7 protein-coding genes are annotated in these 12,652 nt (G+C 65.4%); 3 read left to right on the top strand and 4 right to left on the bottom strand.

Annotated elements, in window-relative coordinates:
• Nucleotides 1-90 precede the first annotated feature (90 nt).
• Complete coding sequence (locus BRSPCE3_RS18280) at nt 91-792, bottom strand: RNA polymerase sigma factor (RefSeq protein ID WP_244067382.1); 702 nt, start codon at nt 790-792, stop codon at nt 91-93.
• Between the two features lie 667 nt (nt 793-1,459).
• On the opposite strand from BRSPCE3_RS18280, the gene BRSPCE3_RS18275 reads away from it, so the two are divergent.
• The 3 genes from BRSPCE3_RS18275 (at nt 1,460) to BRSPCE3_RS18265 (ending at nt 5,986) form a co-directional block, all read left to right on the top strand.
• Nucleotides 1,460-3,805 (top strand): hypothetical protein, encoded by a 2,346-nt coding sequence (locus tag BRSPCE3_RS18275; protein WP_309296314.1) that lies wholly within the window; start codon nt 1,460-1,462, stop codon nt 3,803-3,805.
• A gap of 91 nt (nt 3,806-3,896) precedes the next feature.
• The gene (locus BRSPCE3_RS18270) at nt 3,897-5,222 is read left to right on the top strand and encodes a hypothetical protein (protein WP_309296313.1); all 1,326 of its coding nucleotides are present in this window, start codon (nt 3,897-3,899) and stop codon (nt 5,220-5,222) included.
• Nucleotides 5,223-5,260: 38 nt separating this feature from the next.
• Nucleotides 5,261-5,986, top strand: coding sequence for a formyltransferase family protein (locus BRSPCE3_RS18265; protein ID WP_244067930.1), 726 nt, complete (start codon nt 5,261-5,263; stop codon nt 5,984-5,986).
• An 18-nt stretch (nt 5,987-6,004) separates the two neighbouring features.
• Here the strand turns inward: BRSPCE3_RS18265 and BRSPCE3_RS18260 are convergent, their stop codons facing one another.
• From BRSPCE3_RS18260 to BRSPCE3_RS18245, 3 genes are all read right to left on the bottom strand, one after another.
• Nucleotides 6,005-6,958, bottom strand: a complete 954-nt coding sequence (locus BRSPCE3_RS18260) for an aliphatic sulfonate ABC transporter substrate-binding protein (protein ID WP_244067378.1) — start codon at nt 6,956-6,958, stop codon at nt 6,005-6,007.
• 649 nt (nt 6,959-7,607) lie between these two features.
• Nucleotides 7,608-9,062 carry a short-chain fatty acid transporter gene (locus BRSPCE3_RS18250; RefSeq protein ID WP_375709924.1) on the bottom strand — a complete coding sequence of 485 codons (1,455 nt, stop codon included), beginning with the start codon at nt 9,060-9,062 and terminating at the stop codon, nt 7,608-7,610.
• A gap of 50 nt (nt 9,063-9,112) precedes the next feature.
• Complete coding sequence (locus tag BRSPCE3_RS18245; RefSeq protein WP_244067375.1) at nt 9,113-12,514, bottom strand: molybdopterin-dependent oxidoreductase; 3,402 nt, start codon at nt 12,512-12,514, stop codon at nt 9,113-9,115.
• Nucleotides 12,515-12,652 lie beyond the last annotated feature (138 nt).

The following is a 12,652-nucleotide window of genomic DNA, read 5'->3' as shown; positions in this document are numbered from 1 at the left end:
AGGTGACGCGGATCCAGCCCCCGTCCGCCCGATCAAACGGGTCGGCCGCCGGTGGTCAGGCGCGAAATCTTCAGAAGCCGGAATTTATGGTTAGCAGTCGGTAAACGCGCCGCGCAGGTCGCGCTCGTGCCGCTTGAGCATTTCGCGCAGCTGTTGGCGGCCGCGCTTCAAGAGCGACTCCACCGCGGCCACGGTCGAGTCCATCACCTCGGCGATCTCGCCGTTGCTCATGTTCTCGTGGTAGGAGAGGATCACCGCGACACGCTGCTGCTCGGGCAGCCGCTGCATCGCGACCTCCAGAAGATTGCCGATTTCATTGCGCTCGATGACGGTCGAGGCGTCGAGCTGGGTGTCGGCGACCTCCGGCACGACATCGACATTTTCGGTGCGCGGCTTGCGGCGCAGATCGATGCAGCGATTGCTGACGACACGATAGAGCCAGGTCGAGAACTTGGCGCGGCCATGCTGCCAGCGGCCGCGATGCGTCCACACCTTGAGCATCGTGTCCTGCACCACGTCTTCGGCATCGGCGGCGTTGCCGACGATGCGCAGCGCGATCGCGTAGGCGCGATCGACGTGACGTTCGACGAGAGCACGAAACGCCACCTCGTCGCCGGCGGCGAGGCGGTCGAGCAGGTCCTTGTCTTCGTCCTGGATCTCGACAGTGTCGAGCGGGCCCGCATCGGCGATCATGGGGACGTTGCTCCACGGAGCAGTCGCTTCGACCGGCGCAGCCGCGGCCGCCGTAGCCTCCACCTCGACCGCTGCCATCACATCAAGCGCGTAACTCATCCGCCGCTCTCCAACCAACGCCGCAGGCACACATCCCATGCGGCTTCTGAGCGTTGAACGGAGGGGCTGAGTAAACCAGGCGAAGTTTTTTCGTTATTTTTCAAACGCTTAGCTGGATTTTTTTGCCGACCGCCCGGCAAAAGCTGCCGCTGCTCCGAGGCGCGGGCAGGATTTCTACGGAGTCTGGAGCAGTCGTTCAGCATCGCCTCGCATTCCCGCGGGAGAGTTCGTCGCGTCGGAAAACGCTGTTGTCACATCAACTAACGCCACGCGAACACATGCATGCGCGGAGCATGCGAGTGATCCATCACCGTTGGTCGCCATCTTGCATTCGACGATTGCGACTAGGCAATTTTTTCCGAATCACCATTTCGACGTTATCGGATTTTTTGAATCTGTCAGTCGCGAAGCGCGCGTTTTCGAATCCCGCATCAACTTTTTTGAACTGACGCGCCTGATTTGTCTCACGCACGCGTTCAATGCATGAGGACTGGCGGGAATTTTGCGCATGACGATCATGACGGTCGACGCGACGCGTCGAGCGCAGAATGTTTCTGCATGTTCATTCGATGTTTTCGATACATTTCTGTTGCGCGCCTGCACGACGCCGGACGGCGTATTTGAAAGGGTTTTTCAGCTTTCCCGCGTTGCTGAAAAATTTCCGAATATGTCTCTCAGTTTCGTTCAGCATCGAATCCAGGCTGAGGCGCGCGCGCGCAAGCTCGCGCAGGAGCGCAGCGGCTCCACTGAAGTGCGCATCGCCGATATCTATAAGTACTTTCCATTCAGGCTGTTCGGCCTGAGCCGCGCTGCGTTGAGCGATCTCGCGCAACTCGAGTTCGAAGCCGAGCTCGAGCTTTGCCGCGTCAATCCGGAAATGCTCGAGCAATATCTGGACATGAAGCGCGGCGGCTTTCGCACCGGCTTCATTTCCGACACCTACTGGAGCAGCGACCAGCTCGCGCAGCTGCTGCGCTCCTGCAGCCCGGGACTGACCTGGGATTTCCTCTACGCGTCGTGCGATCACGGCTCCGGCAAGAGCGAAGCGCTGTTTGAGGCCTATCTCGCCGGGCAGGGTATCGATGCGGCGAGCTCGTTCCATGTCGGCGACAACCACAACGCCGATATCAAGGGCGCCCAGCGCCACGGCATCCGCCCGCGCTACTATCCGCAGGCCAGCGCCGCACTGGCCTCCAGGTTTCAGCGCGAAACATCGATCTTCGAATTGCTATGTCCCGATCAGCCGTCGCGGCTCGACTGCGGCGCCCGCACGTTGCGGCGTGCGGTGACGGCGCGCAGCGCCGAACACTCGCCTGCGTTCAACCTCGGCGTGACCGTGCTCGGCCCGGTGATGGCGGCGTTCGACGCCTTCATCGAAGCGCGACGCGCCGCGCTGGCGCGCGATGGCGCGCGCGTCGCGATCGGATTCCTCGGCCGCGACGGGCTGCTGCCGCATCGCGTCTGGCAGGCCAATCACGGCGAGAGCGGCGCCTATGTCGAGATCAATCGTCGGGTCAGTCTGGTCGGATCCGCCGATACGCTTGAGCCGCTCTCCGAACTGCTGAGCCGCGTCGTCAAGATCGACGCGGCGACCTTTGTCGATATCGTCAAGGTGCAGCCACCGGCCGTGATGAAGTTCTTTGCGCAGTATCCCGACGGCATTGCGAGCGGCCGCGAGCTCGCCGACGCCCTGCCCGATCTGATGGACCGGCGCGAAATCACCGATATCGCTGCCGGCGTCCGAGCCCGTCTGCTCACCTACCTTCGCGCGCAGATCCGGGATTTCGACGATTGCACCGATCTGATCCTGGTCGACCTCGGTTATTCCGCAAGCGTGCAGAAATCGCTGCGGCGCATCTTCGATCACGAGGGCATTCGCATTCGCCTGCACGGCGCCTATCTGCTGACGCTTGACGATGCCTTTGACGACATCGCCGACGACGACACCGCCGAGGGCCTGATCTCGGATCGCATCGTCACGCCGCACGTCAAGCGCATGCTGATCCGCAACGTCGCGCTGCTGGAGCAGCTTTGCTGTTCCGCGGAAGGATCGGCGCGCGATTATCGCGGCGGCGAGGTGCTGCGCGAAGGCGATCAACGTCCGGCCGCGCAGCTGGCACTGGCGGCCGAAATCCAATCCGGAACGCTGGCCTATGTGTCGCGTGCCCGCGAGCTGGCGCCGCGCTACGCGTTGCAGCCCGACGCGGACCCCGCGGTTGCGGCGCGCTGGGCCGCGGCGGTCCTCGGGCGTCTCCTGCTGCTGCCCGAAGATGACGAGCTCGTGCTGCTCGGCAGCATCAAGCATGACGTCAATCTCGGCACCCAGGCGCTGGCGCCGCTGCTCGACGCCAGCTTCGTCAATGACTGCATCGTCGCGCGCGGTCTCGCCGCCGCCTGCACGGCGCCGGCCCCTCCGATGTGGCTGGCGGGCAGCCTTGCCGCGTTGTCGCCGTCGCACGCCTATCTCTACACGCTGTTCGGCGCCAATCGCCTGCCCGCGAACGTGTTCGGCGAAACGCCATGCGGGACGCTGCGGGTCGGCCTGTTCCGCCGCGACAGCCAGGCGTCGCTGGAGACCGTGACTGTCTATCACACCGGGCTCGGCGATCTCCGTCTGCGGATCCCGCTGTCGCACCGCATGGCGGTCGCAACCATCGCGCTGCCGCTGGCCAAGCTCACCCGCGATGGGCTGCTCCACGGCATCACGATCCAGTACGGCGAGAGCGCCGCCAAGGCCGCCGAGAGTACGAACCTGACCGCGGTCGCCGAGGGACGGCTGATCGATGCCGGCCTCGAGCGGCGCGGGCGTCAGTTCCGCGCCGGCACTGAGGACGGCATGCTGCTGATCCCGGTCGATGGCTTTGAAGATGATGTCGCAATCTACACGGTCGCGCTGACCGCCCTCGACCATGACCGCATCCTTGCCCTCGAGCACAGCGACGGTAATCGTGTCCCCTCCGCCACGCTGACCTGGCGCAGCGCCGGCACCGCGACCGCAACCAACGGCAACTGAATTGTCCGCCTGATCTGACCGCCCCGCTCGTAGAAGGTTAACGAGGGGTAGTGCGGGCATGATTTCGGCGGACATTGCGCAAGCGCACGGCTTGCAGACGAATTTCGACCAATTGCTGGCGGTAAACGGCATCCGGATGGGCGTTGCGCAGCGCCAGCGGCTGGCATGGCTGTCCGCGCGGCTCGGGCGCGTGGCCGTCCATCAGGCCGGTTCGGTGCCGGCCCGCGACCACGGCGTCATCATCCTCGTCGAACCGCCGACCGGCCCCGCCGCCGAGCTGCTTTACCGGTCGCTGCGCACCGACTGCGCGGTCGTCGTCCCGTTCGGCGAGAATCCCGCCTTCGATTTCCTGAAGTCCAAGCTGACCGACTTCGGGACGATCGGGCCGAGTTTCGATGGCCCGCACGAGATGTGGTGGGGAGGCCTCAACTGGCGGCCGATCGCCCCGGAAGCAGGCGCGAGGTCCGGGGCCGAGCTGCGCGTGGTCTCCTGCTATCCCCACGCTCTGGGCGACGATCACGCCCGCGCGCTCCGGGAGAAGCTCGCCGAATTCGACATCGCCTGCGACATCGCGCCGATCGACACCGCGGATGGCGAGACCATGCGCGCGCCCGAGAAATCCGCCTTCATGCTGCGGATGTGGGAAGAGCATCGCGAGCCATTGTTGTTCATCGAGGCCGACGCCACGCTCAGCGAACCGCCGCTGCTGCCATCCCACCTCGCATGCGACATCGCGCTCCACAAATGGAACCGGTGGGAGATGTCGGCGCGCACGCTCCATCTCGGACGCACGCCTGCCGCCGAAGCGCTGCTGCGCAACTGGCATCACATCGCCACGGCCTATCCCGGCGTCTGGGACGGCTATTTGCTCGACCAGGCCTGGAGCCTGACCTCGTCGCAGATGGCGCTCGACACCGCCTGGCTGCCGCGCTCGTACCATGCCCCGGCCGAGGACGCCGGCACGCCCCGCCACACCACAATCGTTCACAACCTGCCCACCGATAACAGCGATCTCGGACCCGACGCCGAATTCGGCGTCGCGATGCGGGCCGCGCGGCGTGCCAGCCGCAGCGGCGGCCGCGACACCATGATCGTGATCAAGTCACAGGCGGCCTCGAATGACGCCATCACCGTGATCCTGCGCGATATCGCGACCAGCGACGCGCGCGAGATGGCCGCCAGCATCGAAGCTGTCACCGGCGCCTTCGCCGCCGACTGCGGCGGATTCGGCCGGCTCGAGCTTGCGCTCTGCCCCTGGCAGGACGATATCCGCGCGGCGAAGTCGGCGGCCAAGAGCGCGAACAACCGGATCATCGAGATCGCGCCCTGGCAGGCACTGCCGACCGACCTGTTCCGCACCGTGAGCCAATCCTGCGATGCCGGCAGCGTCGTCGTCATGGCCGGGCAGCGCGGTTGATCAACGGCATAATGACCAAGCAAGAGAAGGACATCGACATCATGAAGACCATCATCCTTCTCACCGGCGTTGCCGACCAGCAATTCGCGCTCACCGAACTGTTGAAGGCACACAATCCGGCGCTGTCGTTCCGCTGCGCGGTGACGGCCGAGGAGCTCGCCGCGATCGAGCCCGAGGTGTTGCGCGACGCCCGGCTACTGGCCTTCACCACCAGCGTCATCGTGCCCGAAAACATTCTGACGGCGCTCGGCCACGGCGCCTACAATTTCCACCCCGGCCCGCCGCAATATCCCGGCTGGGCGCCGGCGCATTTCGCGCTCTATGACGGTGCCCGCACCTTCGGCGCGACCGCCCATGCGATGGCGGCACGTGTCGATTCCGGCCCGATCATCGGGGTCGAATCCTTCATCATTCCCGACAAGATCGGCGTGCGCGGACTCGAGCAGATCGCCTATGTGCGACTTGCCCATCTGTTCTGGCGGATGTCACGCGAGCTCGCCTGCGAGCCCTCTCCGCTGCAGGAGTTGGAGATCGCCTGGTGCGGCATCAAGAGCACCAGGCAGATGTATCGCGAGATGTGCGAACTGCCCGCCGGCATCAGCCCCAGTGAGCTGGTGCGCCGGATCCGCGCCTTCCACGACGATTTTCGTGCCATCCCGCTGACCTACTCATTGCATGGCATTCGCTTCCAGCTGGCGACGACGGCCACGCAGGCTCCCGAGGCACCGCAGGTGATCTCGCCGCCGCTCGCCGCGGCCTCCTGACCGGGCCGCCGAAGCGGCTCACGAGCCGGGCGTCCATTTCCAGACGATATCGGCGACGTTGATCGGCCTTGGAATCAGCCCGATCGCCTTAAACCGATCAGCAATCGCCTGCTGGCTCCTGACGATCCCGGCGTCGACCGGCAGCACCTGATAGTTCGAGCGCGCGACGAAGCGCCTGACCGCCTCGATGTCGACACCGGTCGCTTCTGCCTGCGCACGGGCCACCTCTTCGCGGTGGTCCGCGGCCCATTTGCCTTCGGCGGCGAAGATGGCGTTGAGCTTCGCGACGACCGACGGATACTTCGCGACGAAGTCCGATCCCGCGATGTAGAACGCGTTCGGCTTGTGCACGTCCTTGTCGAAGGCGATGACGCGCACCTTGTCCTTGATCTCGGCCAGCGCCAGATAGGGATCCCAGATCGACCATGCGTCGACGATGCCGCGCGAGAAGGCGACAGTCGCGTCCGCCGGCGCCAGCGGCGTCGGCGTGATGTCGCTCCAGGAGAGGCCGGCCTTGTCGAGCGCTGCCACCAGCAGATTGTGCGCGCTCGATCCCTTGCCGAACGCAACACGCTTGCCCTTGAGGTCGGCCAGCGTCCTGATCGGCGAGTCCGCCGGCACGATGATCGCCTGGTTGGTGCCGTCGGACGTCACCGCTGCCACGTATTCGATCTTGGCCGCGCCGGCCTGGGCGAAGATTGGCGGCGTATCGCCGACGAAACCGAAATCGACGCTGCCGACATTGATCGCCTCGAGCAGCGGCGGCCCGAACTGGAAGTCGATCCACTTCACCTCGATGCCGAGCGGCTTGAACGCGTCCTCGACGGTGTGACGCTGGCGGACGGCGGGAAACAGGCCGCCCTTCTGTGTGCCGATGCGGATCTCGGCCGGCTTGTCTTCGGCGCGAACCGGCGCGACCGCAAGCGCCGACAGCGCCAGCGCGGCTGCAAGAATGGTACGTCTGGTCTTCATGACATTCCCCTTCAAAGGTTGCCTTTCAAATATCGCCTGAGGTCGATGATGGCTGGCGGCGCGCCTCGTGGCGCTGCTGCAAATGCGCCCTCACCGCGCGCTCTGCCGCCCGCGCCGAGCCGAAATAGCCGCCGTCGAGACCGTCAAAGGCGCGATCCGAGGAGAAGAAGCAGAACCCTCTGGCATCACTGACAACGATGCCTGCGGTACGGTCCGATACTTCGATGACATAAGCTCGGAATGTCTGTCTGGGCTTGGGACGTTTGAACTTGGGACATGCGTGTTCGATCGCCGAATGACGGCGCTCCTGTCTGAATTGTCGGTGCTTCGGATCGTCTAAGCGATCAACAACAGACGCCGGTCGCCGCCGAGACACAGCGATGCTGCATGCAGTTTCGCATGTCGCACATCAAGCTGCGGTGGTCGTGTCTCATTGCGGTGGCCTTGAACAACGCGGGATATCGCGCAGCAATATCCGGCCGAACCGCGTCACGGTCAATGAAATGGCTGACCAAAGATAACCGCCCGGCGCGATACCTCATTCGCGACGGGCGAGAAAACAGCACAGTTTTGGTAATGCCGGGTGTCGACGATCGAATTGGCGTACCTTGGCCGGGCACCCTGCGTCCCGGTGCCCGACCGCGCGCGCTCAGGGCAGGATCGGCGGGTGATAGGTGAAGGTCGCCATCAGGATCGCAGCGAGCAGCATCACGATCGGGAAGTGGATGAAGAACTGCACCGATGTATAGCCGATCAGATCCTTCGACTTCAGGCCGAGAATGCCAAGCAGCGGCAGCATCCAGAACGGGTTGATGAAGTTCGGCAGCGTCTCGGCGATGTTGTAGACCATCACGGTCCAGCCGAGATGCGCGCCGATGTCGTTGGCCGCCTTCATGATGTAGGGCGCCTCGATGATCCACTTGCCGCCGGCCGACGGCACGAAGAAGCCGAGCAGCGCCGAATAGATTCCGACCAGGAACGAGAACACGGTGGAATTGCTGGAGGCGCCGACGAACCAGTGCGCGATCGTGTCCGACAGCGTGGTGCCGCTGCTGTTCGGCACCTTGGTCAGGATCTGCGCGACGCCGGCATAGAACGGAAACTGCAGCAGCACGCCGGAGACGCTCGGCATCGCCTTGGAGAAGGACTCGACCAGGCTGCGCGGCCGCCAGTGCAGCACGATGCCGAGAATGAGGAAGACGAAGTTGTAGGTGTTGAGCCCCGACAGCGTAATCAGCGGATTACCGGACTGGAACGTCTGCCACAGCCAGCCGGCGGCAAGCAGCGCGATCAGGATCGTCAGCAGCGGGCTGAACTCGAGCCAGTCGCCGGGACGGGCCGGCTTCCTGGCCTCGATACGGTCATCGCCGAGCGCAACGCCGAGGTCCTCCGCGGTCTTCGCCTGCTCGGGCGCCGGCGTGGTGAAGTAGCAGATCGCCGCCGACACCACGGTCACCATCACGACGGTGACCATGTTCTGCCAGGTCAGGATGGTCTCCGAGAAGCCGATCACACCGGTGATCGGCAGCAGCGATGCCGGAATGCTGCCGGCATTGGCCTGGAGCTGCGCGGCTGATGACGTGATGCCGAGGGTGAAGCCGCAGCCGAGCCCGAGATAGCCGGCCGCGCCGGCCGCCCGATAGTCGAGCCGGATGTCCGTGCGCCGCGCGATCTCCCGCACCAGCAGGCCGGAGAAGATCAGGCTCAGGCCCCAGTTCAGCAGCGAGAGAAAGATGCTGAGCACGCCGACAAAGACCACGGCGCCGCGCCCGGTCTTCGGCACGCTCGCGAGCCGCGCCAGCACGGCCGCAACCGGCGGCGACATCGCCACGACATAGCCGCCGATCGCGACCAGCGCCATCTGCATCGTGAACGGAATCAAATTCCAGAACCCGTCGCCAAACGCGCGGCTGACGGCAAGCGGCGAGCCGCCATGCAGGATCGCGCCTGCCGCCACCGCGATCACGGCGATCAGGACGAAGACATACGCATCCGGAAACCAACGTTCCGCGAACGCCACCAGGGCTTGCGAAAAGCGCGCGATGATGTTGTCCGCGACAGGTTTTCGCAAGTCTATGGTTTGATCGTGCGTGGCGTTCGTCATTAATCTGTCCCCTTCCGGTGATGCGGTTCGTCTTCAATCTCGATTGGTCATCAAAGCGCGAGCGTCAGATCGGTGAGCGGCACGGCCTGGCAGGCGAGGCACTGTCCCTCGCTGCCATCGACGGGGCCGAGATGGGTAAACTCCCCATCCACGACCTCGACCGCGCAGCTTTCGCATTGCCCGACACGGCAGCCGCTCGGCAGCGCGATGCCGGCAGCGCTCGCCGCGTCGAGCAGCGTCCCCTGCTCCGGTGCCCACGAAAAGCTCTGCTTGCTGCCCGCAAGCCGGATGGTGCGCGGCGCAAGATCGCCCGGCACCGCGGGCGGCGACACGAAGCTTTCGGCGAAGATATCGAAGCGCGGCACGCCGAGCGCGCTCACAGCCTCGATCTGCGCTGTGACGAAATCCGGCGAGCCGCAGATGTAGACCAGCGGTCGGCGCGCCAGCAGCGGCTTGACCTGTTCGAGATCGAGGCGTCCCTCACGCAGTGACGGAGAGTAGACCGGGTCCTGCGCGAGCCGGGCCGAATAGAACGTCACCCGCGTCAACCCCGGCGTCGTGGCTTCCAGTTCCGCAAGCCGCCGCGCGAACGGATGCTCGCGGCCGCTGCGGCAGCCGTGGAGCAGCAGCACGTCACCAACCCGATCCTGTTGTGCCACCTGTTGCAGCGTCTCGAGATGGCTGATGAACGGCGTGATGCCGATGCCGGCCGCGAGGAAGACCAGCGGCCGCGGTCCCTTCAATGGCGGCGTGAAGATGCCACCCGGCGGCTCCAGGAGAACCTCGTCGCCGATGGCAAGACCATGCAGACGATCCGGCATGAAGAACGGTGCGTCGTCGCGCCGTGCTTCGTTGGAGAAACGTCCCTTCACCGCGATCGACAGCGCGTCCGGCAGATCGCCCGATCCGGTCAGCGAGTACGCGCGCGCCTCCGCAGCGCCCGGCAGCGAGATCATCACGTGCTGGCCCGGCAGGAAGTCGGGCAGCGGGCCGCCGTCAATCGGCTGCAGACTGAGGGCGATGACGTTGCCGGCCTCGGCCCGGCGCGCAGCGACCGTGAAGCGGCGCTGGCCGCTCCAGACGCCGCGGCTTGCCACGGCGTCGCGCCTGATCTCACAGACGATCGCGCGCAGCGGGACCGAGCCGCTGACGGGATCGCGCGCATCGTCGTGCAGCACGGCGTTGATGTTGCGCGTGCAGATGCCTGACGTCGCGGACCGATCGCGGCCGAGCGGCGGACAATCCTCCCACCAGCCGAATTCGGCGACGACGACGCGATCGTCAAGCGCCGCGTTGAGACGCACCTTGAGACGCACGGCACCGCCTTGTGTCTCCACCACAGCCCAGTCGCCCTCCACAAGCCCGCGCCGCGCCGCGAGTTGCGGACTGATTTCGACCGCCGGATCCGGCGACTTGCGCCGCAACGAGGCGATATGCCGATGCGAGGAGTGAACGAACCAGCCGCTCTTGGCGGTCGAAAGCACCAGCGGAAAGCGTTGGTCCGCCGCGGTCGTCAGCGGGCTGCCGGCCGGTTCGACGTGATCGGGCAACGGGTCATGCCCATGTCCCAGCATCAGCTCTGAGTAGATCTCGACCCGGCGGGTCGGCGTTGCGAAGCCCGCCACGGTGCCATCCTCGCGGGTGACGGCATATTTTTCGTCGCGGAAGGTCTGCGGGAAGCGCCGGCCCTCAGGATGGTCGCGTAAATCCTCAATGCCGATTCCGAGCGGCGCCAGCTGATAATCCCACCCGGCCTTGATGTCGCCGCCGAAGAACAGATTGCCCATGCCGAGCTTGAGCGCCAGCGCGGCGGCGATCTCGTAATCGGCCTTCACTTCACCGATCGGCTCGACCATGCGCGGGCGAAACTGCACGGTCTCGACGGCTTGCTGCGTGATCTCGAACCCGATCTTGAGCGCGTCGCGTTCCCACGGCGTGCTGGCCGGCAAGACGAAATCGGCGCTCTCCGCCGTCGGGTTCATGAACATGTCGATATGAACCTGGAATTCCAGCGCGTTCAGCGCCGCGCGGTTGCGCTCGGAATGACCCTGCGAAACGACGAAGTTGGTGCCGAAGGCGACCAGCGCACGTACTTTATAAGGCTCGCCCTCGAGCACGGCCCGGCTGAAATCGCGCGCGGTGATCCAGCCCTTCGCCGGCGGACCGAGCGGCAGTTCGGCAATGCCTAGCGCCTTGGCCTGCTGCTCCGGCGGCAGGATGTTGTAGTCGTTGAGCGGACGCGTCGGCGGCGGCACCGGCCAGCGATTGCCGCCGGGCCGATCGCAGGCACCGGTCAGCGCATACAGCGACGCGATCGCGCGCTCGATCGCCGTAGCATTGGTGTGCTGGCCGACGCCGGTCCAGGAATGATAGGCCAGCCGCGGCCGGGCGGCGAGCAGCGCGTTGAATGCGTCGATGTCCTCGACAGGCAGCCAGGTCAGCTCCGCCACGCGCGCCGGCGTGTAAGGCGCGGCGCGCTCGGCGAGCAGTTCGAACGCGGTTGCCGCCGCGATCATCCGGCCGTCGCGTGCACGGATCGATAGCGCGCCGCGCATCCGGCCACAGCTCTCCGGCGCGTAGCGCGTGTCGCAAGGCACCGGCGAGCCCGACGCATCGAGACGAACGAAAGCATCCGACGCGCCATCCGGCCACAACGCATCGGCGCGCAGGAAGCGCCCGGTGGCACGATCGACCAGCAGCGATGCATTGGTCCATTGGTCGACGAAATCCGCATCGAAGTTGCCGGTCGCGATGAGATGACGGATCGCCCCCATCGCAAGCGCGCCGTCGGCACCGGGGCGGATGCGCAGCCACAGATCGGCCTGCTGGCCCGAGCCGTTCGGCTTGGGATCGACGACGACAACCTTGGCGCCGCGCCGCCGCGCATCGGCGATCCGCGTCGCCTGGGCGAGCCAGGTGCGCGCAGGATTGTGGCCCCACAGGATGATCGCATCGGCATTGTCGTAATCGGGAAAGCCGATACCGCGACCGAAGGTCAGCGCATGCGCATAGTCCTTGTGCCAGCCGCAGATCTCGACAGCGTAGATCAAATTGGGACTGCCAAAGCCGCGGATGAAGCGCTCGACCCACTCGAAGCTGTCGACCATCGGCGTGCCGCTCGGGGTGGTGACGCCGAATGCCACCGCCTCGGCGCCGCTCTCGGCGCGGATCCTGCCGAGCTTGTCCGCGATCTCGGTCAGCGCCTCGTCCCAGGACACCTCGACCCAGCCGGGGTCGGCGGCATCACGCGGCCGGGTCCGCTTCAGCGGCACGGTCAGTCGGCGCGGGCTGGCGACGATTTCCGGGGCGGCCCGGCCCTTGGCGCAGAGCGCACCACCGGTCGGGTGGTTATTTAATACCTCCACACCGACAACGCATCCGTCTTCGACCACGGTGACAGAACCGCAGCGCGAGCGACAAAGCGTGCAATAGCCGGGTAGCCGCTGTTTCACCGCCGTCCCTTCATCACGTCAGTCCTTGTGACGCATCTATGTAATGCGTTACACATTTACGTCATACGCTACCGTTGCAGTCAAGGCTAAGTAATAATCAGGGACGAATCGGGGTTCCCGACGAGAGGCGGCTGCGAC

It is taken from the genome of Bradyrhizobium sp. Ce-3 (genome assembly GCF_022835695.1).
Lineage (GTDB): Bacteria > Pseudomonadota > Alphaproteobacteria > Rhizobiales > Xanthobacteraceae > Bradyrhizobium.
This window is presented reverse-complemented; position numbering and strand designations above follow the sequence as displayed.

Excerpts from the sequence above, each read along its gene's own strand:
- BRSPCE3_RS18280 (WP_244067382.1), bottom strand. The coding sequence starts at position 792 with ATGAGTTACGCGCTTGATGTGATGGCAGCGGTCGAGGTGGAGGCTACG.
- BRSPCE3_RS18275 (WP_309296314.1), top strand. The coding sequence starts at position 1,460 with ATGTCTCTCAGTTTCGTTCAGCATCGAATCCAGGCTGAGGCGCGCGCG.
- BRSPCE3_RS18260 (WP_244067378.1), bottom strand. The coding sequence starts at position 6,958 with ATGAAGACCAGACGTACCATTCTTGCAGCCGCGCTGGCGCTGTCGGCG.
- BRSPCE3_RS18250 (WP_375709924.1), bottom strand. The coding sequence starts at position 9,062 with ATGACGAACGCCACGCACGATCAAACCATAGACTTGCGAAAACCTGTC.